This is a genomic window from Massilia glaciei, assembly GCF_003011895.2.
Lineage (GTDB): Bacteria > Pseudomonadota > Gammaproteobacteria > Burkholderiales > Burkholderiaceae_D > Telluria_A > Telluria_A glaciei.
This window is the reverse complement of the sequence record NZ_PXWF02000324.1, coordinates 24,859-51,285: the sequence shown is the minus strand read 5'-3', so window position 1 is coordinate 51,285 and position 26,427 is coordinate 24,859. Positions and strand designations below refer to the sequence as shown.

The window sequence follows — 26,427 nt, the reverse complement described above, 5'->3', positions numbered from 1 at the left end:
AAAATCTGAATTGAGAATTGCTGCGACCATGCCCAAACGGGAGCCGCTTATGGCGCCCCATCGCGCCGGTACAATTCCAGCACGCGCGGCACGTAGCGCCGCGTCTCGGCATAAGGCGGCACCGCGCGCCGGCTGCGCACTACCGCGGCCGGGCCGGCATTGTAGGCGGCCAGGGCCAGGGTAAGATCGGCGTCGAACAGTGTGAGCAGCTTCTTGAGATAACGCGCCCCAGCGAGCACGTTGGCGGCCGGATCGCGCGCATCGAGGGCGCCGTAGCGACGCGCGGTTTCCGGCATCAGCTGCATCAGACCGACTGCGCCTCTGGGTGAAACCGCGTTCGCATTGTAGTTTGACTCGGCCTTGATCACTGCATGCAGCAGGCTCTCCGGAAGCCCGGTGTCCGCCGCAGCGTGCGAAACCACCAGCGCGTGGCGCTCACGGCCGCGGTCGCGGTCACGGCGCGCACTCGACACGATCGGCGGCGCTGTTCTGGATTCGCTTGCTGTGAGCGCGAGCTGGTAGCCTGAGTCGCTCGGCACATTGGTGAAATACTGCACGCCTTCCGGATCGGTACGCATGTAGATATTATCGGCGCATGCGGGCGGTGCAACTCCAAGCGAGCCGACGCCGTACGCAGTGCACAGCGTGACAATGGCAAGGCGACCGATCCTTCCGGGGCGAAACGTGATCTTTGTCTTCATAGGAATAGAGGCAATGGTGGATCCGGCCAAAGCACGGCAACTCGCCGCCCGCATATGATCCACCGGCGTTGGCGTTACCGTTAGAGAAATGTCAATGTCTTGATGTTTGGCGAGCATCAACGCATGCCGCTGCGAAGGCGGTAGCATTGCTTCTATGAATGTCAACGCTTTTTCGGCTCATTGCCAGCGCGCGAGGGCGTCGTGCGCTTCCATATAAAGGCAGTGCGCAAGCCGGCCGGCATTGTCGAGGCGGTACTCGACGCGCCGAGTCAGGCCGATGCGATGCGGATCGCGCGCGCGCAGGGCATGCATGTGCTCTCCATCGCCGCGCAACAAAACTGGCTCCCCGCGCGGCATCGGCGCGAGCCGGCTTTTCCGCTGCTGCTGTTTACCCAGGAATTGGCGACCTTGCTGCGGGCAGGCTTGTCTCTGATCGACACGCTCGAGAGCCTGGCCGACAAGGAACAGCAGCCCCAGCACAAGAGGGTGCTGGACGACATCAAGCGCGCCCTGCATGAAGGGCGCTCGTTTTCCCAGGCCCTGGGTCAGGCGCCCTCGGCCTTCCCCAATCTCTACGTCGCGCTGGTGCGCTCGAGCGAACGCACCGGCGAGCTGGCCGAGACGCTATCGCGCTTTATCGCCTACCAGGTGCAGATCGACCAGGTTAAAAAGAGCATCGCCAGCGCCTCGATCTACCCGGCCTTGCTGCTGACCGTGGGAACGGCGGTCATGCTGTTTCTGCTCGGTTACGTGGTGCCGAAATTTAGCGTGGTCTACGAAGGAATCGAGCGCCCGCTGCCTTGGTTGTCGCAGATGCTGATGTTGTGGGGCCGATTTCTGGCCGCGCACCAAGCAGCGCTTGCCATCGGCGCATGCGGCGCGATCGCGCTGTGCTGGTTCGCGTTGCGACAGCCAGGCCTGCGCGAGCAACTGGGCCGGACGCTGGCGCGCCTGCCGGGCATCCGCGAGCGCATCTTCCTGTATCAGCTGGCGCGCTTTTATCGTTCGCTGGGAATGACGCTGCAGGGCGGCATACCCATCATCGCTGCGCTGGACATGGTGCAAGGGTTGCTGAAAGGGGCCATGCGCGAGCGCCTGCGGCAAGTGTCGGTGCACGTGAGCGAAGGCCATTCTCTCTCGCACGCGCTGGAAGAGAGCAATCTGACCACGCCGATTGCCTTGAAATTGCTGCGCGCCGGCGAGCGCTCCGGGAATTTGGGACAGATGCTGGAACGGGCCGCCGATTTCTATGATGAAGAAATGGCGCGCTGGGTCGATTGGTTCGTCAAGTTGTTTGAGCCGATCCTGATGACGGTCATTGGCGTGCTCATCGGCATCATCGTGGTGCTCATGTATCTGCCGATCTTTGAGCTTGCCGGCAGTATCCAGTAAACGCCATGCTTGCAGTCCGGCCGAACCCTATGAAACTGCAATTGAAGTCAAGCCCCGTCATTGTGGCTTGTACACAAACTTCCAGTCTGCGTACGTGGCGGCACCCTCGAACGCCTGGTCGGGAGGCTGGAAATTGGCCGTCTTCAGGGGCGCCTCATCCGACAGACTGTAGACGCCGATGATGGCCGTCGCGTCTGGCGTTTTCACCAATCCCCACTCCTTGTTCCAGGTCACCGGGTCGACAAATATCTTGCGCAAGTGCCGCTTTACCCCCGGAAAACGCGGGTCGAGCAACAGTTCGTCGAGCGTTTTGGGAAGCTGGCCCTTGATTCCCGGGCCGCTTTGGGCATACGAGCGAATCGCGCGCCGGAATTGGTCACCGATGAATAGCAGCTGGCGCTCCTTCTCGCGCTTTTGCGCGGTGTGCCAGACTGAACCGGCCGCCGCCAACAGCGCGCCATGCAGCGCGATCACCAGTAGCAGCGCGATATAGGTCAGGCCGCGCTGGCGCCCAATCGGATCAACAGGCAATCGGATGCTTACCATGTGCGGTACTCTTCGCCGGTGAGAGAGGTGCCGGGCGCGCCGCTTTGCACGTCGAACATGCCGCCCTGTCCCGGGCGCTCGGGAGCGATCGGGATCCAGGTGCTTGCGCTCTCGGTCAACGGATCTTCCGGCAGCTTGCGCAAGTAGCGCTTGGCAACCAGTACTTCCATGCTGGCCGGATAGGCGCCCGTGTCGGCATAGTGCTTGTCGAGCGCATCGCGAATCAGCGCCAGATTTTCCTTGAGCACCGCTTCCTTGGCCCGGGTCACGCTGTGAAAATAGCGCGGCACCGCCAGCGCCAGTAGCAGCGCGATGATGCTCATGACCACCAGCAGCTCGATCAGTGTGAAACCGAACCCACGCTTGTTTTTCGTCCCTGAATCCATCGCTCACCACTCGTTGTAAGGGACGCCATTGAGACCGGCGCCCGGTGCGAGCGAATACACGTCATACACGTCGGTGCCCTCGCGCGGCGCGTCGGGCGGGCTCGCATAGCTGCGTTTCCCCCAGGTGTCGGCGGCAGGCGCCTGGGCGTCCGGATACAGGGGATCCCTCGGCAAGCGGCGCAGGAAGTACATCTTTGCGCGCTCCGGGCTGCGCGCGTCGTCCACCCCGCCTTCCAGCGCGTCGAGCGAATCCGGGTAGCCGGATTGGTCCGCGCGCTTGCGGATCGCCCCCTGATCGCCGGCCAGTTTATAGGTATCGATGGCGCTGCGGATCTGGCGCAGGGCGGCGTGCAGGGCCTGTTCTTTTTGGCGCCTGACGGCCAGCTCGGCGAGCGGCAGCGCGATGCTGGCGAGCACCGCCACGATCGTTACCGTGACCAATAGCTCCACCAGCATGAAGCCGCGCACGGCCCGGAGCAGCGCGCGACCGGCGCCAACGCAGTTTCCTGCGTACGACTGGCGGGCGCTGGTCAAACGGAAGGTCAGCGGGAAGCTCGGGCTTGTCATGGCTGCAACGCAATCGATAGCGGGCCGGTCACGCTGAACACGATAGGCACGTCGCTCGGGCCCAATGGCGACATGCTGTTCAACATGATCTGCGATGCCGGGGATGCAGCCTTGACCCGGAAGGTGACGTTGAACAAGCGCCCCTGCCCCTGCACGCCTTCCAGTCCCGGGTGGGCGATCCCCAGCGCCAACCGGCCGCCCATCGCATCGATCGTGTGGTTAAAGCGGGTCTCAGCATTGGCTCGCTTGAGCAAGTCGCCCTCCTCCACTTTCACCACCTCCAGCGCCGCCGGGTCGAATTTGAGCGCCAGCGCCGCGCTGACCAGCGGCGATGGCGCAAGCGCGATCATTGCCACCAAAAATTGCTCGTCCACGCGCGCACTGGGTGGGGCCTGCCAGCTCAGTTGGAGTGGCTGGACCGGGCCCAGCGCTGGCGCTGGCGCCGGCGCTACGGGCGCGAGGGCCGCCGACTGCGCCGCGTATTGGGCGGGCACCGGATCTTGCGCAAGTGCCGGCGCCTGCGGCGCCGTCCCAGCGCCAGTGGCAGTGGCAGTGGCAGTGGCAGCCACGCTTTGCAGGACCGGCCGCCTGGCCTTCATGCTGATGTCGGTCCCGGACCAGAATTGCATCTCGTGCGCATCAGGCCGTATCAGGTTGCGCACGATGCGCGGCGTAATCGACAGCACGATCTCGGTTTTCTGCTTTTCGTTTCTCGGAAGAGAAAACAAACGCCCCAGCACCGGCAGATCCATCAATCCCGGCACGCCGCTCGCGGTATTGCGCTCCTCGTCCCGGATCAGTCCCATCAAGACCTGGGTTTCGCCATCCTTCAAGCGCAACGAGGTGGCAATGGTGCGGGTCCCGACCCGGTAGGCGAGCGAACCGGAACGGGTCGTCACCGAGTCGCCGAGCGTGCTCACTTCGAGCGTTACCTTGATCGACACATCGTCGTCGAGCAGGATGACCGGCTCGGCTTCCAGCTTCAAACCCACATCCAGATAGGAAATGCTCTCGGTGGTGACTGGGTTGGTCGCGCCGGGCGTGACGGTGGCCGTGATGATCGGCACCCGGTCGCCGACCAGGATTTTCGCCTTGTCGCGATTCTTGACCCGGATGCGCGGATTCGAAATCACGTTGGCGATGCTGCTGTCTTGCCGCATTCTCAACAGCACGCTGGCATTGGCGCCGATCCGGGCCCCGCTGGTATGCTGGCGAAACGGCAGGTCATTGAGCGTGATGCCGTTCACGCCCGGCACCAGCCAGGTGAATGTGTCGGGCCAGCTCACCCCCAGTTCCAGAGCCCGGGTGCGGTTAATCTCAAGCACCTCCATCTCGAGCACCACTTCCGGATCGGCCAGATCGTGGGTCCTGATCAGTTTTTCGGCCAGGCGGATGGTGTCGGGCGTATCGCGCATGGAAATCAGGTTCAGGCGCTCGTCGACGTGCATGTCCTTGATCTTGAGAAGGTCCTTGAGCACGCTAGCGGTCTGTTTGGCATCGCTGTTGACAAGATAGAAGCTGCGAATGATGAGGTCCTGATATTCGCGCACCTTTTGCGGGGTATTCGGGTAAATCAGCACGGAATTATCCGACAACACTTTTTTCTCGAGCTGGCTCTGGACCAGCGTCAGGTCGATCGCATCTTCCACCGCCACATTGCGCACATAGATCGTGATTTTGGTATCGCTCCTGATCTCTTTGTCGAGAATGAAATTGATGCCACTGGCGCGGGAAAGGACATCGAACACCATCTTTAGGTTGGCATCGCGAAATTCCAGACTCACCGGCTTGGTGAGGCGCGATTTGAGCTGCGGCGGAATCACGCTGTCGGTGGCGCGCGCCCGCTCGACTTGGGCCCGTATGTCTTGCGCGAGCCGGTGCGTAGGATTGACCGTCAAAACCTTCAAGGCCATGCTTTCGGCCTGCTCCAGGTCTCCGTTCTTGAGCGCAGCGTGGGCCTGGAGCGCCATCTCGCCGTGCAGGTCGCGCTTTTCAAGCAGACGCAAACCCTCGACGGCCCGCGGATCGCCGGGGGCGATCGCCAGAGCACTGCGGTAGCTGGCCTCGGCCTCGGGCAGATTGCTGGCCGCGCGCGCGCTGTCGGCCCCGGCCAGAATCTGCGCCAGCACGCGCTCGCGGTTGTTGAGCAGGCTCATCTTGAGACGAAGGTCGCCCGCATCCATTTTTGCCGCTTGCTCGAGCTTCTTCAAGCCCTGCTCATAGCTTCCTTGCTCGATCAGCGCCAAGCCCTCGCGGTTCAACGCTTGGCCGGCGCACGCGCCAAGCAAGAGCGTCGCCGCGACCGCGCAGCAGCGCAATGCACATCGCACCGTCCTCCCGCACTTCATTGAGATTCTCCCACGACGAGCGTATGGACCGTTTTGAGCGGAAGATAGAGCAGCGTCAATCGCCCCGGTTCGATTTTTTCCAATTTATATGTGTCGTCGATAACGTCGCCCTCCGATGCCATGTAAACGCGCTCTTGCTTGACAAGAAATACAGTAAGCCGCTCCGCCTCGACCAATTTACCCATGAAAGTGAAGGGCAAGGGGGGCGCGCTCGGTTGAACCGGCGCAGCTTGCACCGGCGGCGGCGGCGGCGCCGGCGGGGGCGCGACATACCATGATTTCGCGCCGAACAATTCCGCGGCAGGTGTCTGCGCACGCCCCACTTGCAGCGCCTCCAGCTCCTGCAGCAGCGCCGGCCTTGCCGGCCGCTGCTGCACAAGGGCGCTTGCGACCGGGGCGCGGCGTGCGCGATTCGCGCTGCTTGTCTCTTGCTTTCCACCGGCCTCATAGGCGGCCGCCGCGAGCCCCGCCCCCGCGATGATCAGGATCCAAAACAACCGGGCCCGCGTCGCCGTCTTCATGATGGCAGCTTCAGATACAGCGTGAAACGGATGCGCGCCTGCACCTGGGTCTCGAAAATCTTCGGGCGCTCGAAGCTCAGTTCGTCCAAAGCGAGCGTGGGTACCGCCTTCAGTGCCGCAGCCACGAAGTGCCGGACCTGGGAGTAACTGGCGCGTACTGGCAGTGTCATGTGATAGAGCACGAGACCGGTTGGCCAGTCGGTCGTGCGCGTATATTCGCCGCGCAGCAAGTCCAGGTTTGCTTCCTCGGCGGCAGCGTACACCAGCGAGAAAGCCACCGGAGCCTCGGCCGATAACGGGAAGACCGCGTAGAACGCCCGCAATTGGGCCGCGGGCGAATAATCGGGCAGCGCTACCCGCGCACCATTTCTGCGCTCGACGTCCCGCGCCACCGCAGCGCCAGCGCGGAGCCGATCGCGCTCATGCCATGACGGCAACAGCGTGGACAACGCCAGCGCCAAACTGAAGGCAAGCAGCACGATCCCGGCCACGCCTGGCGTCCCGAGTTTGTGCACGAAATGAGAAAACATCAAGCGGCTCATTGACATGGCTACTGCCCCCATCTTGCCGACAGGCTGAAACGCAGCGGCCGTTGCGGATCGTCGTTCAAGATTTCGTGCTCGACCAGCACCACGTCGTCGAACGTGCGGCTTTGCTGCAATTGGCTAAAGTAGGAAAGCATGGCGCCAAAGGTCCTCGCCTCCCCAGAAATGCGCACTGTGCGCTTTTGCGAACTGGGCGCGATCGCCAGCAATGCAACATCGGGCGCATCGAGGGTTTCCAGCGTTCTGAACAGCTTTTCTCTTGGACCGGACAGGTGGCCCACGACCGCGCGCGCGCCCTCAAGCGCCGCAGTTTCCGAAGCGATGGCGCCCGCCGGCAATGCTTTGCTCGGCCCGCCTCCAGCCGGGGCGTCGGAGGCGGGCGTGGCGTAGCGCGCAAGGTCCCGGGACAGCATCGCTTGAGCGCCCCCCACCAGTGCCGCCGCCAGGGCGCCGACGGCGAGCAGCCCGTGGCCGAGCGTGGCTGCGCCGGCCTTGTGTTCGAAATCGAGGGAGAGGGTACGCATCGGGCTACGCCAGCGCAGCGGCCAGTTCGCAGGCCGCGCCGCCCACCTGCGCAAGGCCGGCCAGAGGCCGCGATTCGAGCATACGCGGCGCCACCCCATGGACCGGTGCCAAGGTCAGCCCGCGCAGATGTGCGGCATGCACGACGACCGGCGGCACGGATTCCCCCGGCAGGTCGGCCAACTGGATTTCGCGCTCAAGCAACGACGACAGCGCGGCCGGATCCTGGGGCACCGCCGCGGCGCTTACATGGCACCACTTCCCGCCCTGGGCCACCAGGATGCAGGCTCGACCAGCCTCGACCAGCATGAAAACGAGGTCTTCGTCATGCCGCGGCCTGACTACCCGGTTAAAGGCCGCCATCAAGTAAGGCTGGACCAAGGTAAGCCGCACGCACGTGTTGGCCAGCGTTGCGCGGATGGCCTCGAGCAATTGCCGGTCTAGCGCCGCCGCCAGGCGCGGCGAGCCCGGCCGTTCCGCCGACACGCTCACCTCCCATCCGGCGCCCGCTTCGCCATAGACTTCTTCGAACGCGGCTGCCGCGTAGTTGCGAAATTCTTCCTCGCTTGCGATCTGATCGTTCCATGGGATCAGCAGATAGCGCACGAAGTGGTTGGACAAGACGATGCCGAGCTCTCCCTTGCCGATTTCCGGCATCTCTAGGAAGCGGCGCAACCCTTCGACAGCGGCCCGCCATGGAGGCCCGTCCATCGAGGGAACCAGCGCTTGGGCAAACTTTAGTTCGACCGCGCTGCACGCGCGTCCCCTGCGCCGGATCGCCTCCAGCCGGTCCGGGCATAGCACCACGCAGTACTTATCACGCCACAAACGTAACACGATTGACCTCCTTGAGCGTGGTGCGTCCCTGGCGCGCCAGATTGAGCGCCGATTCACGCAGGAAGTGGGTGCCTTTGGCGCGCGCCATTTCCTTCAGGCGGCTCACGGGCTGGCGTTCGACGATCAACTGGCGGATCTCGTCGTCCAGAATCAACATCTCGGCGATTGCCGTGCGTCCGCGATACCCGGTGCCGCGGCAGTGCTCGCAGCCGGCACTCTCGACCAGGCGCCAATCAACGATGCCGCCGACGGACAGGCCCGACTCGGCAAGCAGCTCGGCGTTCGGCGTACATAACACTGCACAGTGGGTACAGCAAAGGCGCAACAGGCGCTGGGCCCAGATGCCGTTGAGGGCCGAGACGAAGGCATACGGGTCGATCCCCATGTGGGTGAAGCGGCCGAACACGTCGAACACATTGTTGGCGTGGACGGTGGTGAGCACGAGGTGGCCGGTGAGCGCCGACTGCACCGCGATCTCGGCCGTTTCGCGGTCGCGGATCTCGCCGACCATGATCTTGTCGGGGTCGTGCCGCAGGATCGAGCGCAGGCCCTTGGCGAAGGTCAGGCCCTTCTTCTCGTTGACCGGGATCTGCAAGATGCCGGGCAGCTGGTACTCGACCGGGTCCTCGATCGTGATGATCTTCTCGCGCCCGTTGTGGATCTCGGTGAGCGCCGCGTACAGGGTGGTGGTCTTGCCCGAGCCGGTCGGGCCGGTCACGAGCAGCATGCCATGCGGTTCGGCCGATAGCCGCGCGCAGCGACACCAGCGAGGGCGCGTCGAAGCCGAGCGCCTCGAGCGTGAGGGCGCCGTAGGCCTCGACCATGGCGCGCTTGTCGAGAATCCGGATCACCGCGTCCTCGCCGTGGATGCTGGGCATGATCGACACCCGCAGATCGATCTCGCGCCCGCCCGACTCGACCCGGAAGCTGCCGTCCTGCGGCACGCGCCGCTCGGCGATGTCGAGTTCGGCGAGCACCTTCAGGCGCGAGATGATGTGCTCGGCGAGCTCGATGCCGTTGACCGAGGTGGCGTGGTCGAGCACGCCGTCGACGCGGTACTTGACGGCCAGCCCGCCGGCCGTGCTCTCGAGGTGGATGTCGGAGGCGCCCGCCTTGAGCGCGTCGTACAGGGTCGAGTTGACCAGCTTGACGGCCGGGCTGGCCGCCTCCGACACCGACGCGAACGAGAGCACGGCGGCGGTCTTGCCGTCGCGCCGGGCTTCGCCGGTGCCGGCCACCAGCGTGTCGACCGCGCGCGCCGACTCCTCCTGCTTGGACAGGTAGGCCTGGATGTCGGACTGCAGCGCCAGGCGCACGCGCAGCGGTGCGCCCGGGGTGGCCCTGGCGCGCGTGCCGAGCCAGGTCTGCAGGTCGAGGTCGAAAGGGTCGGCGACCACGCCGGTCAGCGCGCCGCCGGCGCGCAGCAGCACGCAGTGGCGCGCCAGCGCCTGCGCCAGCGGCAGCAGATCGAAGGCCGGGCTCTGGCCGAGCATGTCGGCCGTCTCCATCACCGACAGGCCGAACGGGGCCGCCAGCGACTGCACGATCAGGCGCGGGTCGATCCCGCTCAAGGCCTCGAGTTCGGCCACCAGCGGGCGCCGCGAGGCGGCGCTGCGCGCGCGCGCGGCGGCCAGCAGGGCCGGGTCGATGGGCGCCGCGGTGGCCGGGGCCGCGCCGGCGGCGACGGGACCGGTTTCGCTCATGACATGTCTCCGGCAAGGTCGAAAATGGGCATGTACAGCAGCACCACGATGGCGCCCACGACGAGCCCGATGGCGGCCATGAGGAGCGGCTCGAAGGTGCGCGTGAAGCGCTCGATCGCGCGGCCGATCTCGCCGTCGTAGAAGGCCGCCGACTGGGTCAGCATCGGCCCCATGTCGCCGGTGCGCTCGCCGACCCGCAACATGCGCAGCGAGATCGGGGTGGTCAGGCCGTTGGCCTCGAACGCCGACGACAGCGGCTGGCCCGATTCGACCGCCGCGCGCGCGGCGGCCAGCTTGAGGCGCACCGCCGGCGAGACCATCTCCCGCACCGTGTCGATCGCGTTGACGATGGTGATGCCGCCCTCGCTGAGCATGCCCAGCGTCAGGTACAGGCGCGACAATTCATAGATGCGCACGCGCTCGCCGATGCCGGGCAGGCGCGCGAGCGCGCTCGCGGCGGCGCCGCTGCGCAGCAGGTGGCGCAGGCCGAAGAACGCGCCCGCGCCGAGGCCGGCGGCGCCGGCCAGCAGCCAGCTGCCGTGCCGGCTGGCGAACTGGCCCCATCCAAGCAGCATCTGCGACATCCACGGCAGGTCGCGCCCGGCGCCCTGGTAGACCTCGGCGAAGCGCGGCACCACGTAGGTGATCAGGAACAGGCTCACGCCGCCGCCGACGAGCAGCAGGATGGCCGGATAGATCGCCGCGCTGACCAGTTTGCCGCGCACGGCGTCGATGCGCTGCTGGTAGTCGATGTAGCGCGCCAGCGAGCGCGGCAGGTCGCTGGTGCCCTCGGCGGCGCGCACGATGCCCACGAACAGCGGCGGGAACAGGTCGGGCTGCTCGGCCAGCACGCTGGAGAAGCGCTTGCCCTCGCGCAGGCCGCCGAGCAGGCGTTCGAGCACGCCGCGGGTGCCCGGAGCGGCCTCCTTCTCGAGCAGCGCCTCGAGCGCCTCGACGATGCCCAGGCCGGCCGTCAGCAGCGCCAGCAACTCCTGGCTGAGCAGCACCAGCGACAGCCTGGGCCCGCCGCGGCGGCGCGCGCCGGCGCCGACCGGCTCGAGCGCCGAGACGAACAGGCCGCGCGCGGCGAGCTGCCGGCGCACGTCGGCCTCGTCGCGGGCGTCGACGACCAGGGTGGCGATCGACAGGTCGGGCGCGAGGGTGCGGACGGCGTACTGCATGGTGCCTTTAAGGGGGGCCGGGGCGGCGCTCGGGGGTCGGTCGGGGGTCGGTCGCGTTATTGCGAGCCGATGTCGGCGGCCTCGCCGGTGCCGCCGGGCTGGCCATCCTTGCCGGTCGAGCCGATCTCGAATTCGCCCTTGGCGCCGGGCGAGCGGTAGCTGTACGGTTGCCCCCACGGGTCGAGCGGCACGCTCTTTTTGAGGTAGGGGCCCTTCCATTTGGCGCCGGCGGCGGCCGGCGCGGCCAGCAGCGCGCCGAGCCCCTCCTCGGTGCTCGGGTAGCGCCCGACGTCGAGCAGGTAGATCTCGAGCGACTTTTCGAACGCCTCGATCTGGGCGCGCGCCACCGTCACCTCCGATTTGCCCAGCTGGGCGAAGTATTTGGGGCCGACGTAGGCCGCCAGCAGGCCGATGATGACGATCACGACCAGGAGTTCGAGCAGGGTGAACCCGGCCTGGCGCGGGCGCGCGTCCGGCGCGACATGGTTCGCTGCGTTGCTGACTGCGTACATTGGAACGACTCCTGTGCTTGAGGGTAATTTGCGCGAGCCAAGGCTACCACGCCGCCCCCGCCCCCGCCAACTTTTCTTTGCGATTTTGCCTATGTAAGACGGCCATTCTTTGCATTTGGGAAAATCCACCACGGATCGCCGGCGCGCCCTTGCGCTGGCGCAAACCGGGCCGCCGGCGCCGGCCGCGCCGCCGCGCAATGTTGTCCAACATCCTAGGGTGCGCGCCCCATGGGTAGCAGACTCGGGTGCATGAATCCCCCCGATCAACCACTGGACCAAGGGCCCATCATGAACCGACCTTCCCATCCCAGCCGCGCCCGCGGCGCGGCGGCCAGGCTGCTGCGCGCCGCCGTGCTGGGCGCGCTGCCGCTGCTGGCCGCCCCGGGCGCCGCCGCCGCCGTGCTCACGTTCGAGACCGTCGCCAACGTCGTCACGCCCCAGCTCGGCGCCGGCGAAACCAACTACAACACGGGCGACGCCCTGCGCGAGTCCGGCTTCACGATGCGCGTGCTCAACCATCCGACGGCCGATCCGGCCGACTACGGCCTGCTCGGGGTGCGCATCGACGGCGCCGATCCGTCCGCGTGCGTGAACCTGCGCTGCCCGGGCGGCAACGGCGGCCATTATTTTTCGATCGTCAACGACGGCGTGTTCGCCCTCGCCCGCGCCGACGCGCTCGGCTTCCGGCTCGCCTCGCTGCGTTTCGCGCTGCTCGCGCCGGCCGGCGGTTTTTCCGGCGCCGGCAGCGGCCAGCTGGTGCTCAGCGGCGTGGCCCGGGACGGCGGCAGCGTCTCGGCCAGCATGGATTTCGGGCCGCCCGACCTGAACGGCAACTACGGTTTCAGCTACTGGAGCCTGGCCGGCGCCTTCGGCGACACCGTCCTGTCGAGCCTGACGGCGAGCGCCTGCCTGTACGACGGCGCCGGCGCCTGCATCGCCGACCACCTGCTCAACCAGAACCAGGCCCAGTTCGCCATCGACGAGCTGCGCGTGAGCGTGGTGCCGGAGCCGGCCGGCTGGCTGATGCTCGGGCTCGGCCTCGGCGGGCTGGCCCTGTTCCGGCGCCGTAGCGCCGCCCCGCCATCGGGAGCGCCCGCATGAACCGCCTGACACTGACACTGATCGCGGCCGCGCTGGCCGCCGCCGCCGGCGCCGCCAGCGCGGCGGACGCGCGCCGCCCGTACATCGTGCAGCTGGCCGACCAGCCGGCCGCCTCCTACACCGGCGGCCTGGCCGGCCTGCGCGCCACCAAGGCCGCGCCCGGCGCCACGCTCAAGGCCGACGCCGCCGAGGTGCGGACCTATGTCTCGTACCTGGCGCAGCAGCAAAGCCGGGTGCTCGGCGCGGTCGGCCAGCCCAGGCCGATCCACAGCTATCGGCTCGTGTTCAACGGCTTCTCGGCGCGCCTGAGCGAGCGCGAGGCGCGCGCCCTGCGCAAGGTGGCCGGCGTGGTCAACATCACGCCCGACGTGCCGCGCGAGCCGCTGTCCAACTACACCCCGGCGTTCCTCGGGCTCGACCAGCCGGACGGCCTGTGGAGCCAGCTCGGCGGGCGCGGGCGCGCCGGCGAGAACATCGTCATCGGCATCGTCGACAGCGGCGTGTGGCCCGAAAACCCCGCCTTCGCCGACCGTGTCGACCTGTCGGGCACGCCCGCCTTCGGGCCCGGCACGGTGCTCGCATACGGGCCGCCGCCGGCGCTCTGGCGCGGCGAGTGCCAGAGCGGCGAGGGCTTCGCGGCGGGCCACTGCAACAACAAGCTGATCGGGGCGCGCTACTTCAACGCCGGCTTCAACGCCAGCGGGCGGGCGCTGCACTGGACCGACTTCGTCTCGCCGCGCGACTCGGTGGCCGGGCCGAGCGGGCATGGCGGCCACGGCACCCACACCGCCTCGACCGCCGGCGGCAACGCCAACGTCGCCGCCAGCGTCGGCGGCGTCGCCATGGGCGCCGTCTCGGGCATGGCGCCGCGCGCGCGGGTGGCCGTCTACAAGGTGTGCTGGACCTACGTCGACGCCGGCAACCCCGACGGCACCGGCTCGCGCAACGCCTGCTACACCTCCGACAGCGTGGCCGCGATCGAGCGCGCCGTCGCCGACGGCGTGCACGTGATCAACTACTCGATCAGCGGCTCCCAGGACAGCGTCGTCGAGCCGGTCGAACTGGCCTTCCTCGGGGCCGCCAACGCCGGCGTGTTCGTGGCCGCCTCAGCCGGCAACGCGGGCGAGCCCGGATCGGTGGCACACGTGAGCCCATGGCTGACCACGGTCGCCGCCTCGACCCACAACCGCTTCAACGGGGCCAGCGTCACCACCGGCGCGGGCGCGCGCTACACGGGCGCCTCGCTCAACGCCACGCCCGTGGCCAACGCGCCGGCGCGGGCCGCGCGCGACGCGGGCGCGGTGCCTTACGCGGGCCTGAACGCGCAGGACCAGCAGGCGCGCCGCTTCTGCTTCAGCGCGGCCGACCGCGCCGCCTTCGGCGGCAGCGCCGCCGCCGCGCTCGACCCGGCGCGGGTGGCCGGCAAGGTGTTGTTGTGCGAGCGCGGCGTGAGCGCGCGCGTCGACAAGGGCCGCGCGGTGGCCGAAGCCGGCGGGGTCGGCATGGTCCTGATCGACAACGGCGCCGGGCTGGTGTCCGAGGTGCACGCGGTGCCGACCGTGCATGTGGCGCCCGCCGATGGCGAGGCGCTGCGCGCGTACGCGTCCGCCACGGCGGCGCCGACGGTCTCGCTGTCGCGCTTTTCGATCCAGATCGGCACCCAGCAGGCGCCCGTGATGGCCGGTTTCTCGTCGCGCGGGCCGAACCAGAGCACACTCAACGTGCTCAAGCCGGACCTGACCGCGCCCGGGGTCGACATCTTGGCGGGCGTCTCGCCGGCCCACACCGAGGCCGAACGCGACGCGATCGAAAACGGCACGCTGGCGCCGCAATCGGCCTGGAGCTTCTACCAGGGCACCTCAATGTCGAGCCCGCACGTGGCCGGCCTGGCCGCGCTGCTCAGGCAGCGCCATCCCGGCTGGTCGCCGGCCGCGATCAAGTCCGCACTCATGACCACCGCCGCGACCACCTACGACGACGGCGTCGACGGCGCCGCCAACGGCCTGCTGCCCTGGGCCCAGGGCGCCGGCCACGTGGTGCCCAACCACGCCGGCGACCCGGGACTGGTGTACGACCTCGCGGCGCAGGACTATTACCGCTTCATGTGCGGGATCGGCGCCACCCCGGCGGCCGGCTGCCGCACCATCGGCGCGCTCGCGCCGTACAACCTTAACCTGCCGTCGATGACCGCCTCGAACGTGCTCGGCCGCCTGACCCTGCAGCGCAGCGTCACCAACGTGGGGGCCGCGGCCGCGAGCTATGCGGCGTCGGCCTCGGTGCCCGGCTTCACGGTCAGCGTCGCGCCGGCCACGCTCGAGCTCGAGCCCGGCCAGCGCGCCAGCTTCGGCGTCACGCTCACGCGCACCAAGGCGCCGATCGGGGCCTGGAGCCACGGCGCGCTCGAATGGCGCGACGGCGTCCATGTGGTGCGCAGCCCGCTGTCGGCGCGCGCCTCGATCCTGGCCGCGCCGGCCAGCCTGTCGAGCGACGCCGCCAGCGGCAGCCTGGCCTACACCGTCGGCACCGGCTTCACGGGAAAGCTGGGGGCGCTCAAGGGCGGCCTCAAGGCGGCCGGGCGCGACGCCGGCAGCGTCGGTCGCAGCGCCGCCCCGGACGGCGGGCTGGCCGAGTGCCGGGCCGGCGGCAGCGCGGGCGTGACCGCCAGCGGCGTGGTGGTGGCGGCGGGCGCGCTGGTGGCGCGCATCAAGCTGGCCGACGCCGACACCAGCGGCCACAAGGCCGCCGCCCAGGACGACCTCGACCTGATCCTGCTCGACCCGGCCGGCAATGTTGCCGGCTACAGCGGCGGCCCGAGCGCCAACGAGCAGATCACGCTGACGGCGCCGGCGGCGGGCAGCTACCGCGCCTGCGTGGTCGGCTTCGATCCGCTCGGCGGCACGTCGACCTATGTGATGTCGAAGTGGCTCGTCGGCGGCGCCGACACCGGCTTCGGCTTCAAGGTCGCGCTGCCGGCCAGTGTGTTCATCGGCGGCACCGCGTCGGCCTCGGCCAGCTGGGCGGGACTGGCGAGCGGCGCCGAGTATCTGGGCGCGGTGCATTACCTGGTCAACGGCGCGCCCGAGGGCATGACCGTGTTCGAGGTCGACACCAGCGATGCGCTGCCGCCGGCCGGCCTGGGCCGGCGCAACCTCGACCCGGGCGCGCGGGCCAAGCGCCGGGATTGAGTACCATGCACCGGCGTTAAGCGCGCGCCGGCCCCAAACCAACGCTGCGCGCCTTCGGGCCCGCAGCGTTTTTTTCATGGAGCCGAGAACCCTCAGAATGCAGAAAGAGATCGCCGCGCTATCGGGCAAGGGCGAGGTGCGCGCCATCGCGGGCGCGGGCGCGGGCCAAATCATTCACGAGACCAAGCCCGACGCCGTGGTCAAGGCGGTGCGGGGCGTGGTGGCGCAGGTCGGGAGGTAGCGCAATTTGCAACAGCGTTCGCCAGCGAGACAAGCGGCGAGGCCGCCGTCCGCCCCATGGATTGCGGGAGAAATTGCGGGAGGGATTGCGGGAGGGATTGCGGGAGGGATTGCGGGAGGCGAACCGCGCGCCTAGGAGCCTGTCGGACTTAGGATCGTCGGCTGCAAAAAGTGCTGGACGGTCCATATTTCGCCGCTTTCTCGGCCAATAGCTGGCTATTGGCACTGCGAAATCGTCAAAATCTGTCCTCGTCCAGCGTTTTTTGCCTCGACCGTTTCGCTTCGACTCCCTAAGTCGGACAGGCTCCTAGCGCGTCGCGGCCGAGCCCAGCTGGCAGGTGCCGGCCATGCATTGCGCGCCGGGATTGGTGATGAGGCGGCAGTCGGACACCATGCCCGAGGCGACATGCGTGGCCTTGCGTTCGGCGCGATAGCGCTCGGCCAGCCCCTGCAGGCTGGCTGCGTCGGTGGTGGCGCTGGAGTAGGCGAAGTAGGCCTCGGGCCCGCCGCAAGGACGCGCGCCGACGGCGATTGTGGCGCATTGCGACGACGCGGTGCAAGCCGCGCCGCCCACGGCGGCGCGCATTTGCGCGAGCGTCGCGGGCGCGCCGGCAACGGGCGCCTTTGGGATTGGCGGGGGCGGCGGCGCGGGCGAAGCGACGGGCGCCTGCGAGGAGACGGGCGTGGGGGCTGCAAGCTGCTGCGCGGTCGGATCGGCGCAGGCGGTGCAGGCGAGAAATAGGACAAGGGAAAGTGTGCGCATGGCCCATAGTGGCGCGATCGCGCGCGCCGGTCAAGCGCCACGCGATTGGAACAGGCGCGCTGGTCAGGCGCGCTGGTAGGCGTCTTCGAAGCGGACGATGTCGTCCTCGCCCAGATAGCTGCCCGACTGCACCTCGATGATATGCAGCGCCACCTTGCCCGGGTTTTCGAGCCGGTGGCTCATGCCGATCGGGATGTAGGTCGATTCGTTCTCGGACAGCAGGCAGACCTTGTCGCCGCAGGTCACGCGCGCCGTGCCCCGGACCACCACCCAGTGCTCGGCGCGGTGGTGGTGCATCTGCAGCGAGAGTTTCTCGCCCGGGTTGACCGTGATGCGCTTGACCTGGAAGCGGTCGCCCGCGTCGATGCCCTCGTAGTAGCCCCACGGCCGGTAGACCCTGGTGTGGTGCACATGCTCGGTGCGCTCCTTGGCCTTGAGATGGTCGACGATCTGCTTGACGCGCTGGACCTGGCTTTTGTGCGCGACCAGCACCGCGTCGCGCGTTTCGACCACGACCAGGTCGCGCACCCCGACCATGGCGACGATGCGGCTCTCGGCGCGCACCAGCGAATCGCGCACGCCGTCGAGGTAGACGTCGCCGCGCTGGCAGTTGCCGGCGCCGTCGCGCGGCAGCACCTCCCACAGCGCGGCCCAAGAGCCGACGTCGCTCCAGCCGATGTCGGCCGGCACCACCACCGCGCGCGCGGTGTGCTCCATGACGGCGTAGTCGATCGACTCGGACGGGCAGCCGGCGAAGCTGGCCTCGTCGAGGCGGCAGAAATCGAGGTCGCGGTAGCCGAGCCGCACCGCCGCCTCGGCCGCGCCGTGGATCGCCGGGCGCAGTATGGCCAGCTCCGACAGGTAGCGCTCGGCGCGGAACATGAACATGCCGCTGTTCCAGCAATAGCCGCCGGCGGCGAGGAAGCCCTCGGCGGTGGCGCGGTCGGGTTTTTCGACGAAGCGCGCGACCTCGAAGCAGCCCTCGAAGGTGGCCATGGCCGCGCCCCCAAGTATGTAGCCGAAGCCGGTCTCGGGGCCGGTCGGGACGATGCCGAAGGTGGCCAGCGCGCCCTCGGCCACGGCGACGGAGGCCAGCGCGACGACCGCGCGGAACGCGGCCGGATCGGTGACGACGTGGTCGGCCGGCAGCACCAGCATGATCGCCTGCGGGTCGAGCGCGAGCAGGAAATTGGCCGCCGCCGCCACCGCCGGCGCCGTGTTGCGCCCGGCCGGCTCGAGCACGATCGCGAGAGGGACGATGCCGACCTCGCGCATCTGCTCGGCCACCATGAAGCGGTGTTCGTTGCCGCAGACGACGAGCGGGGGCATCAGGCCGGGCCAGCCGGCCAGCCGCAGCGCGGTCTCTTGCAACATGGAATTGTCGGTCACCAGCGGCAGCAGCTGCTTGGGCAGCACCGCGCGCGACAAGGGCCACAACCTGGTGCCGGCACCGCCTGAGAGGATGACCGGGTAGATTTTCATGCGAGATGCCCCTTGTGCGCGGGCCGGCGCGTTATTTTTCGGCGGCGGCCTCGAGTTCGAGTGAGTGTTCGGGACGCCGCTTGTGGCGGCGGTCGCGCGCATTGGCCCATTCGCCGTCGCAATATTCGGAGACGTGGCGCATGCAGCCGTTACGGTCGACGCTGTAATCTTTGAACACAATCGTCTCGCTCGTGACGACATTGGCCAACATGCGCGTGTATTCGAACAAAATGCTGCGCTCGACGACCGCCCCTTCGCAGATGTGGCTGCCATGCCCGATCCAGCTCGGGCCGATGATGGTCACGCCGGCCTCGACGCGGGTGCCCGAGCCGATGTAGACCGGGCCCAGGATGGTGGTGCCGTTCCAGTCGATGCGGGTGTTGAGGCCGACCCAGAGGCCGTCGCGGATCTGGGTGCCGGGCACGTCGAGCTGGGCGACCTCGCCCATGAGCACGTTCTGCAGCACCTGCCAGTAGTCCGAGACGCTGCCGATGTCGATCCAGTTGAACGGGCGCGTCTGCGCGTAGAACGGCATGGCGCGCTCGGCCAGAAGCGGAAACAATTCGGCGCCGATGTCGAACACGCGCCCGGCCGGGATCAGGTCGATGACGGCCGGCTCGAAAATATAGATGCCGGTGCTGGCGAAATTGGACAGGGCCTGCTCGCGCGGCGGTTTTTCCTGGAACGCCTCGATGCGGCCGTCGGCGCCGGCGACGACCACGCCGTAGCTCGGGACCTTGTCCCAGGGAACCTCCTTGGTGATGACCGAGGCCAGCGCGCCCTTGGCGCGGTGCTCGGCGAGCGCGGCGCCCAAGTCGAGGTCGATCAGGGCGTCGCCGCACAGCACGATCGTGGTGTCGTCGAAAAAATTGCCGAACTCCTGGATCTTCTTGATGCCGCCGGCCGAGCCGATCGGCTGCGGCACGACCTCGCCGGCGTCGTTGGTGTAGCCCTCGAACGAGTAGCCGATCCGGACGCCGAACTGGTGGCCCTCGCCGAAATAGTCTTCGATCTTGTCGTGCAGGTGGCTCACGTTGACCATGATTTCGGTCACGCCATGGCGCGCGAGGTGCTCGATCAGGTAGGCCATCACGGGCTTGCCGAGGATCGGGATCATCGGCTTGGGCAGGTCGTAGGTGAGCGGGCGGACCCGCGTTCCCTTGCCGGCGGCAAGAATCATTGCTTTCATGGTTGCAGTTCCTATATGGAGGCCTGGTGTTGGAGCCAAAAACCAGGCTGGGTGTCGGGTGGCGGCGCCATGCCGCGGCGCGCGCCGGAGCGGAACCGCCCGGCGCACAACCGGGTGTTTGGGGATGCCCATGCGCTGGCCTGCTCGAAGGCGCGCTCGCGCCCTGGCGGCTGATGGGCAGCAATCCGTGGCACGATTGTATGCAATCGGCCCGGCGCGTGTCGCCACATTGTAGGGCGCCCTTCTGGCGCCCTTTGCGCCAAAAGGGGCGCCCACCGCAGGCCATGCGGCCGGAAACGCGCTCAACGGCCGAGAGTTTTTGGGACGCGCCCGGGCAGCGCGCCAGAAGGCGGCCGATCGAGGCGCAAAGCACAGCCATGGCCCGGGCCATGGCGGGCATTTGCGACGACGAGCGCGCTATAGGGCGCGCTGTCGGGCGCGCTGAGCGGGCATGGTCGAAAGACTCTCAGCCTCTCAGGCCTCGGTGGCGAGGTAGGCCCGGTAGGCCTGCGCCAGGCCCTGCTCGAGCGGCGTTTGCGCGCGCCAGCCGAGCGCGGCCAGGCGCGAGACGTCGAGCAGCTTGCGCGGGGTGCCGTCGGGCTTGCTCGGGTCGAACACGATGCGGCCCTGGTAGCCGACGATGGCGCCGATCAGCCGCGCCACTTCGGCGATCGTGATGTCGCTGCCGGTGCCGACGTTCAGGTGCGAATGCATGGGGCCGGTGTGCGCGGCGTGGGTCTCGGGCGCGAGTTCCATCACGTGCACGCTGGCCCTGGCCATGTCGTCGACGTAAAGGAACTCGCGGCGCGGCGTGCCGCTGCCCCAGATCCGCACCTCGCCCAGCCCGTCGCGGCGCGCCTCGTGGAAGCGGCGCAGCAGCGAGGGGATCACGTGGCCGTTCTCAGGGTCGTAGTTGTCGCCGGGGCCGTACAGGTTGGTCGGCATCACGCTGCGGTAATCGGTGCCGTACTGGCGGTTGTAGCTCTCGCACAGCTTGATGCCGGCGATTTTCGCCATCGCGTAGGGCTCGTTGGTCGGCTCGAGCGTGCCGTCCATGAGGTACTCCTCGCGGATCGGTTGCCGCGCCAGGCGCGGGTAGATGCACGAGGAGCCGAGGAACAGCAGTTTGCGCACGCCGTTGCGCCACGCCTCGTGCACCACGTTGGCCTGCACCATCAGGTTGTCGTAGATGAATTCGGCCGGATAACTGTTGTTGGCGTGGATGCCGCCCACGCGCGCGGCGGCCAGGTAGACCTGGTCGATTTGTTCGGTGGCGAAGAAATGGCGCACCTCGGCCTGGTCGGTCAGCTCGAGTTGCCCGTGGGTGCGCGTGACGAGCGTGTGGCCGCGCCCGGCGAGCACGCGCATGATGGCCGAGCCGACCAGGCCGCGGTGTCCGGCGATGTAGATACGGGCGGAGATACGGGCGGGTGCTGTGCTCACTTGGCGGCTCCATTGGTTTGCGCATCGGGGACGGGGGACGGGCGGGCAAGGGCGCGCCCTCCCCGGCGGCGCGCGGGCGCGCCAATCGCTGCATGTTGGCACGGGCGCGGCCCCGCGGCCTGCGCCAGGCCAAGCGTGCGCCGATAAAACGAGGGGCAAAAAGCGGGCGAAAAAAATCCCGCCGGCGCGCGCGCGGGCGGGACCGGCCGGCGGCGTCGTGGTTCAGCCCGGCCCGACGCTGATGTCGGCCATGCAGAACTGCGACACATTGGCAGTGTCGGAGATGAAGCCCATCCACTTGAGCTTCTTGAAGCCGGCGCTCTTGAAGGGCAGGTTGACGAACACGCGCGCGGTGCCGGCGGCGTCGGTGACCGTCAGCTTCCAGCTGGTCGAACTGCCGATCGACGCCACTTCGGTGCGGAAGCTGTACCACGCGCCCGGCATCAGGCTGGCCACGTTGACGTTGTTGATATGGAGGCCGCCGGCGGCGATCTTGAACGCCGGCCCCGCCAGATAGGGCGAGGCGTCGTCGCGCCACTCGTGCACCATGACGGCCGAGGAATCGAAGCGCAGCGCGAAGCGGTCGAGCACCGGCCCGCTCATATAGCTCATCGCCATCGACACGTAGGGCTCGTAGCGGAAGGCGAAACGGGCGCTGTCGTCGAACAGCAGGCATTTGCCGCCCGGCGCCGCGGCCTCGCCGACGACCCGCACCGCCTCGAGGTCGGTGGCCGGGTGGTAGGCCAGCCCGGCCGGGCGGGTGGCGCCGGCGGCCATGGTGTCGAGGTCGATCGCCAGCGCCACCGGCGGCGCCTCGGCGGCCACGGCGACGGCCGCCTCGGTGGTCACCGCGAGGCCGTCGAACGCGTGGTAGCCGGGCGCCGGCAACACGCCCGAGGTGGCCGGCAGGCGGCCGGCGCGCGAGGCGACCCGGTGGACCATGGCCACGGTGGTGGCGTCGGCGTTGGCCAGCGCCACGCCGGCCGGGCTGGCCGAGGTGCTCAGGGTCGCGCCGCTGGGGCCGCAGCCGGCGCCGCATTGCGAGATGTCGAGCGCGCTGCGCGCCTCGGCGCCCGAAACCAGGTTGGCGGTGAAGATGACGTCGGGCGAGATCGCGAATTTGGTCATCGGCCGCGGCGTGTTCGGGATCACCAGGTTGTTGCGGTAGTCGAGCTTGGTCTGGAGCGGATCGCTACGGGTGAGCGCCAGCTCCGATTGCACGCCGCGCGCGAACACATTGTCGCGCACGTAGTTGGCGCGCCCGAAATTGAGGTGGAAGCCGCCGCCGTCGGTGTCGACCACGACATTGTTCCTGACCTCGATCTGGCTGGCGCCCTCGTCGAGGTAGATGCCCCAGGCGCCGGCGCCGTAGCCGCTGTAGCCGCGCACCTCGCGCACCAGGTTTTCGGCGATCACGGTGCCGGGCGAGACGCCCACCGCGTAGATCGCGCCGAGGTCGCTGAGCACCGACTGGCCGATGTTGAACAGCAGGTTGCCGACGACCTGGTTGCGGCCCGAGGTGGCGCTGCCGTAGCCCCAACTCCAGCCGAGCGAGATCCCGGTGTAGCTGGTGTTCGAGATCTGGTTGTAGGAGACCTCGTTGTCGAAGCTCTGGGCGATGATCACGCCGACGGCGCCCGGATAGAGCCTGCCGATCTCGTTGATCCGGTTGCCGACGACGCGGTTGGCGCCGGTCTGCCCGGCCGGGTCGGCGCTGTGGTTCTCGCCGATCTTGATCGCGCCGGCGCCGAGGTCGTGGAACAGCGAGCCGGTGATGGTGCTGTTGCGCACGCCGCTGCGCAGCCAGATGCCGGCGCCGCCCGTGCGCGAGATCTCGATGCTCTCGAACAGCAGCGCGCGCGCGAGGTCGGCCTCGATCGCGGCCGGGATCCAGAACGCGCCCTGGCCGTCGACGTAGCCGCCCGGCGGCGCCACCGAGCGCTGGTAGCGGAAGGTCAGCCCCTTGAACTGCAGGTGCTCGACGAAACCGAGCGCGTTGCCCTTGATGCTGACCAGGCGGTCGAGCATCGGCACCACCGCGTTGAGCGCGCCGGCGCCGTCCTGGGCCCGAGGCAGGTAGCGGATCTCGGCGCCGTCCCAGATCCACTCGCCGTCCGCGTCGAGCGCGGACGGGACGTTCTCGACGAAGAAGCGCTGGCTCAGCCCGTGCGACAGGAAGGCCTGCGGACTGCGCGGCGTCAGCTGGAGCGCGCCGGGCGGCGCCGCCGAGGCGGCGAAGCGCTGGCGCGAGGCGGTCCAGGACGACATCACGCCGACCACGGCGCGCGCCTTGTCGGCCGCGCCCAGGCCGTTCAGGAAGGACTGCGCGTTGTCGAACGGGACGAACGCGTGGTGGCCGGAGGCGAGCGCCGGTTCGCTCGAAAGCGGCACCGGTTTGGAGACGAAGTAATACTGGCCCTCGTTGGGCTGGCGCGCCAGCGTCGCGCGCCTGCCGTTGACGTACAACTGGCCCGCCGCCTTGATGTGGTCGATGTTGCTGTTGGGCGCCTGGAAGCGCACGTGGGGGCCGGTCGAGGCCAGCGCGCCCAATCCCACGCCGCCGGAGATGACCGCCGTGCCCGGCGTTGCCGCCTCGTAGATCACGGGCGCCTCCGCGGTGCCGGAGTCGTCCGGGGTGAACGCCAGCGGCGCCGTCAGCACATACCAGCCCGGCTGCACCACCACCCGCACCGGCTCGCGCGCACGGGTTCCGAGCCGCATCGCGCCCAGGTGCAGGCGCGCCAGTCTCTGGGCCTCGGCGAGGGTCTTTACCGGGCCGCCGGTGCCCGTCGCCGGCGGCGTGGCGCTGGCGCCCGTGTGCGAATCATTGCCGCCGAGCGATACATGGATGAAGGCGTCGGCGCGCGCCGCGCCGCTCGATGCGAGTGCGATTGCCAGAGTCGCGGCCGCGGCCAGTTTGAAAAAGCCGCAGGGGCGGATTGGGGTCATTGTTCATGCTCCGGATTATAAAAACTCTGTGATGAATAAACACGGAACAAGCAAATAATTTCCGAGATGCATGTTCCATTTTTACTATATCACCGAGCCAAACCACCGTAAGCATTTAAATCCCATGTTCAATATCTTTAGCGCCCCCTGAAACCGCCACCAGCAATAAGTTCTGGAGAACCGAATATATTCTTTTTCGCCTTAAAACAACAACTAACGCGCGTTCAATATTAATACCATAAAACAATTATGGTGCGGCCCGTACATATCGAACAAACCACCCCGATGCAACACCGGAAACTCCGATAAAATCCTGCCAATCACCTCCAATATAATAAAAAGCAACTTCTTTTATCAATTGACATCGAATATCAGTGGATTATTATCAAACCCGCCTGGAGCACAATTGCATCAGCGCGCCGACGAGGAAGCGCGTGTTCGTGACCAAGTAGCGGCGCGCCAGGCGGCGCGGTTCGGCGCACAGGCGGTGGAGCCATTCAAGACCGGCATGCTGCATCCACACGGGGGCCCGGGCAACGGTGCCGGCATGGTAGTCGAAGGCGGCGCCCACGCCGATCATGGCGGCGTCGACGCGCCCCCGGTGCGCGGCCATCCACGCCTCCTGCTTCGGGCAGCCGAGGCCGACCCACACGGTGCCGGCGCCCGAGACGTTGATCGTGGCGACGTCGTGCGCGTCCTCGGCCGGCGACAAGGCGCGGTACGGCGGCGAATGCGCGCCCGCGATCCGCAGGCCCGGAAAGGCCTCGCGCAGCCGCGCCTGCAGCCGCGCCAGCGTCTCGGGGGTGCCGCCGTACAGGTAGACCGACTCGCCGCGCGCGCCCGCCTGTTCGCAATAGCGCCACATCAGGTCGGGGCCGTTGATGCGCTGCTGGCCCGCGTGGCCGAGGCGGCGCAGCATCCAGGCGACCGGGGCGCCGTCGGCGGTGACGAGGTCGGCCTCGTCGACGATCCGGCCGAAGGCCCGGTCCTGCCCGGCCGTGACGACCGAGTGGACATTGCAGATGACCACGTAGCGGCTCTCGCGCCGCGCGCTCCAGCCGGCCACGCGCCGCAGCGCCTCGTCCCAGTCGAGCACATCGAGCGCCGCGGTCAGCACGCGCGCGCGTTTTCTGTCATGCATGGCGGTTCCCCCCTTCGCATTGGGCGATCGCGCAGGCGTAGATCGCCATCAGCGCCGCATAGTTCTGTTCGGGCCCGTAGCGCGCCTCGTAGCACAGCCGGGCGCGCTCGCCCATGCGCGCCATCGCCGCCGGATGGCGCGCGGCCCAGTCCATCGCGCGGGCCAGGCCGGCGCTGTCGCCGGGCGCGAACAGCAGGCCGGTTTCGCCTTCGCGCACCAGGTCGGGAAAGCCGCCGATGCGGCTGGCGATCACGGGCAGGCCGCAGGCGAACGCCTCGATGATGACCAGGCCGAAGGTCTCGTTGCAGATGCTCGGCACCAGCAGCGCGAGCGCGCCGCGCATGTGGTGGCGCAGCGCGTCCGGTTCGAGATGGCCCATCGGCAGCAGGTTGGCTTGCGCGTCGACCAGCGCGGCGGCCGGCCCGGCGCCGGCGACGCGCACCACGGCGCCGCTGGCGGCGGCGGCGGCGGCCAGCACTGCCAGGCCTTTTTCGGGCGACAGGCGGCCGGCGAACAGGAAGCCGGCGCGTTCGGGCGCGGGCGCGGGCGGCGCCGGGAGGTCGACGAAGTGCGGCTTGACGACGATGCGCGCGGCCGGAAAGCCGCCTTCGATGAACTTGTCGCGCCCGAAGTCGTTGAGGGCGATGTAGCGCGTGACCTTGTTGCGCCAGGTGCCCGCGAGCCGGTGGGCGCCGAGCATCAGCGCGACGACCGCGCTTTGCGCGCGCGAATCGCGGTAGCAGGCGTGCACCACCGCGCGCCAGGGCGCGGCGCCGACGCAGTCCTCGCACACCCTCCCCTCGCGCAGCAACATCGCCTGCGGGCACAGGAGGCGGAAATTGTGCAGCGTCTGGACCAGCGCCAGCTTGTGCCGCCGCGCGACCCAGTAGATCGATGGCGAGATCAGCGGAAAGACGTTGTGGACGTGGACCACGTCCGGGCGGAAACTGCGCAGGCAGCGCGCGAAGTCGTCCGCGCTGCGGCCCGACCAAATGGTTTGCGCGGCCAGCCGCGCCTTGGACATCGACCCGATCGCGTCGTTGTGCCGGGTGAACAGGGCGAGCGCGTGGCCGCGCGCGCGCAACAGGGCGATTTCGGCCTCGACCACGGAATCCTCGCCGCCCTTGTGCTGGTAGGCGTTGTGCACGATCAGGATGCGCATGCCGGCCGCCG

Annotated in this window: 22 protein-coding genes and 1 pseudogene; 4 read left to right on the top strand and 19 right to left on the bottom strand. The window is 68.3% G+C overall.

Annotated features, from left to right (window positions below):
* Window positions 1–47: 47 nt before the first annotated feature.
* The gene (locus C7C56_RS26150) at window positions 48–818 is read right to left on the bottom strand and encodes a lytic transglycosylase domain-containing protein (RefSeq protein ID WP_229459010.1); all 771 of its coding nucleotides are present in this window, start codon (window positions 816–818) and stop codon (window positions 48–50) included.
* Window positions 819–902: 84 nt separating this feature from the next.
* Between C7C56_RS26150 and C7C56_RS26145 the strand changes: the two genes are divergently transcribed.
* Window positions 903–2,093, top strand: a complete 1,191-nt coding sequence (locus C7C56_RS26145; protein WP_106760274.1) for a type II secretion system F family protein — start codon at window positions 903–905, stop codon at window positions 2,091–2,093.
* 57 nt (window positions 2,094–2,150) lie between these two features.
* Here the strand turns inward: C7C56_RS26145 and C7C56_RS26140 are convergent, their stop codons facing one another.
* The 11 genes and pseudogenes from C7C56_RS26140 to gspG all read right to left on the bottom strand — a co-directional run bounded on the left by C7C56_RS26140 (window position 2,151) and on the right by gspG (window position 11,761).
* A complete protein-coding gene (locus tag C7C56_RS26140) occupies window positions 2,151–2,639 on the bottom strand; it encodes a type II secretion system protein (protein WP_219933232.1) in 489 nt (162 codons plus the stop codon).
* A complete protein-coding gene (locus C7C56_RS26135) occupies window positions 2,633–3,025 on the bottom strand; it encodes a type II secretion system protein (RefSeq protein WP_106760268.1) in 393 nt (130 codons plus the stop codon). Before C7C56_RS26135 ends, C7C56_RS26140 begins: the two co-directional genes overlap by 7 nt.
* A gap of 3 nt (window positions 3,026–3,028) precedes the next feature.
* A complete protein-coding gene (locus C7C56_RS26130; protein WP_109246603.1) occupies window positions 3,029–3,592 on the bottom strand; it encodes a type II secretion system protein in 564 nt (187 codons plus the stop codon).
* The gene (locus tag C7C56_RS26125) at window positions 3,589–5,838 is read right to left on the bottom strand and encodes a secretin GspD/PilQ domain-containing protein (RefSeq protein ID WP_181373366.1); all 2,250 of its coding nucleotides are present in this window, start codon (window positions 5,836–5,838) and stop codon (window positions 3,589–3,591) included. Before C7C56_RS26125 ends, C7C56_RS26130 begins: the two co-directional genes overlap by 4 nt.
* Before the next feature lie 98 nt (window positions 5,839–5,936).
* Window positions 5,937–6,461: a secretion system X translation initiation factor gene (locus C7C56_RS26120; RefSeq protein ID WP_106760266.1), complete on the bottom strand. Its 525-nt coding sequence runs from the start codon at window positions 6,459–6,461 to the stop codon at window positions 5,937–5,939.
* Complete coding sequence (locus C7C56_RS26115; protein WP_106760265.1) at window positions 6,458–7,009, bottom strand: hypothetical protein; 552 nt, start codon at window positions 7,007–7,009, stop codon at window positions 6,458–6,460. Before C7C56_RS26115 ends, C7C56_RS26120 begins: the two co-directional genes overlap by 4 nt.
* A 2-nt stretch (window positions 7,010–7,011) precedes the next feature.
* Window positions 7,012–7,530: a PilN domain-containing protein gene (locus C7C56_RS26110; protein WP_106760264.1), complete on the bottom strand. Its 519-nt coding sequence runs from the start codon at window positions 7,528–7,530 to the stop codon at window positions 7,012–7,014.
* Window positions 7,531–7,534: 4 nt separating this feature from the next.
* Window positions 7,535–8,365, bottom strand: coding sequence for a hypothetical protein (locus C7C56_RS26105; RefSeq protein ID WP_146204647.1), 831 nt, complete (start codon window positions 8,363–8,365; stop codon window positions 7,535–7,537).
* Window positions 8,346–10,068 (bottom strand): annotated as a pseudogene (locus C7C56_RS30205) (GspE/PulE family protein). The gene C7C56_RS26105 and the pseudogene C7C56_RS30205 overlap by 20 nt, the downstream one beginning before the upstream one ends.
* Window positions 10,065–11,249, bottom strand: a complete 1,185-nt coding sequence (locus C7C56_RS26095; RefSeq protein WP_106760262.1) for a type II secretion system F family protein — start codon at window positions 11,247–11,249, stop codon at window positions 10,065–10,067. Before C7C56_RS26095 ends, C7C56_RS30205 begins: the two are co-directional and overlap by 4 nt.
* Window positions 11,250–11,305: 56 nt before the next feature.
* Entirely contained in the window at window positions 11,306–11,761 is a 456-nt protein-coding gene (gene gspG, locus C7C56_RS26090) for a type II secretion system major pseudopilin GspG (RefSeq protein ID WP_106760261.1), read from the bottom strand.
* 288 nt (window positions 11,762–12,049) lie between these two features.
* Between gspG and C7C56_RS26085 the strand changes: the two genes are divergently transcribed.
* The 3 genes from C7C56_RS26085 (at window position 12,050) to C7C56_RS29165 (ending at window position 16,288) form a co-directional block, all read left to right on the top strand.
* Entirely contained in the window at window positions 12,050–12,862 is an 813-nt protein-coding gene (locus C7C56_RS26085) for an NF038120 family PEP-CTERM protein (protein ID WP_181373363.1), read from the top strand.
* Window positions 12,859–16,047 (top strand): S8 family peptidase, encoded by a 3,189-nt coding sequence (locus C7C56_RS30575; protein ID WP_106760259.1) that lies wholly within the window; start codon window positions 12,859–12,861, stop codon window positions 16,045–16,047. Before C7C56_RS26085 ends, C7C56_RS30575 begins: the two co-directional genes overlap by 4 nt.
* Window positions 16,048–16,144: 97 nt before the next feature.
* Window positions 16,145–16,288 carry a hypothetical protein gene (locus C7C56_RS29165; RefSeq protein ID WP_181373362.1) on the top strand — a complete coding sequence of 48 codons (144 nt, stop codon included), beginning with the start codon at window positions 16,145–16,147 and terminating at the stop codon, window positions 16,286–16,288.
* Window positions 16,289–16,594: 306 nt separating this feature from the next.
* On the opposite strand, the gene C7C56_RS26075 is transcribed toward C7C56_RS29165, so the two are convergent.
* The 7 genes from C7C56_RS26075 to C7C56_RS26045 all read right to left on the bottom strand — a co-directional run bounded on the left by C7C56_RS26075 (window position 16,595) and on the right by C7C56_RS26045 (window position 26,416).
* The gene (locus tag C7C56_RS26075; protein ID WP_106760258.1) at window positions 16,595–17,050 is read right to left on the bottom strand and encodes a hypothetical protein; all 456 of its coding nucleotides are present in this window, start codon (window positions 17,048–17,050) and stop codon (window positions 16,595–16,597) included.
* A gap of 63 nt (window positions 17,051–17,113) precedes the next feature.
* Window positions 17,114–18,532 (bottom strand): mannose-1-phosphate guanylyltransferase/mannose-6-phosphate isomerase, encoded by a 1,419-nt coding sequence (locus C7C56_RS26070; RefSeq protein ID WP_106760257.1) that lies wholly within the window; start codon window positions 18,530–18,532, stop codon window positions 17,114–17,116.
* A 31-nt stretch (window positions 18,533–18,563) separates the two neighbouring features.
* Window positions 18,564–19,712: a nucleotidyltransferase family protein gene (locus C7C56_RS26065; protein ID WP_106760256.1), complete on the bottom strand. Its 1,149-nt coding sequence runs from the start codon at window positions 19,710–19,712 to the stop codon at window positions 18,564–18,566.
* Between the two features lie 483 nt (window positions 19,713–20,195).
* The gene (fcl, locus tag C7C56_RS26060) at window positions 20,196–21,164 is read right to left on the bottom strand and encodes a GDP-L-fucose synthase (protein WP_307719084.1); all 969 of its coding nucleotides are present in this window, start codon (window positions 21,162–21,164) and stop codon (window positions 20,196–20,198) included.
* 222 nt (window positions 21,165–21,386) lie between these two features.
* Complete coding sequence (locus C7C56_RS26055) at window positions 21,387–24,113, bottom strand: right-handed parallel beta-helix repeat-containing protein (protein WP_106760254.1); 2,727 nt, start codon at window positions 24,111–24,113, stop codon at window positions 21,387–21,389.
* 385 nt (window positions 24,114–24,498) lie between these two features.
* Window positions 24,499–25,254: a WecB/TagA/CpsF family glycosyltransferase gene (locus tag C7C56_RS26050; protein WP_106760253.1), complete on the bottom strand. Its 756-nt coding sequence runs from the start codon at window positions 25,252–25,254 to the stop codon at window positions 24,499–24,501.
* Window positions 25,247–26,416, bottom strand: a complete 1,170-nt coding sequence (locus C7C56_RS26045) for a glycosyltransferase family 4 protein (RefSeq protein WP_106760252.1) — start codon at window positions 26,414–26,416, stop codon at window positions 25,247–25,249. The genes C7C56_RS26050 and C7C56_RS26045 overlap by 8 nt, the downstream gene beginning before the upstream one ends.
* Window positions 26,417–26,427: the final 11 nt, after the last annotated feature.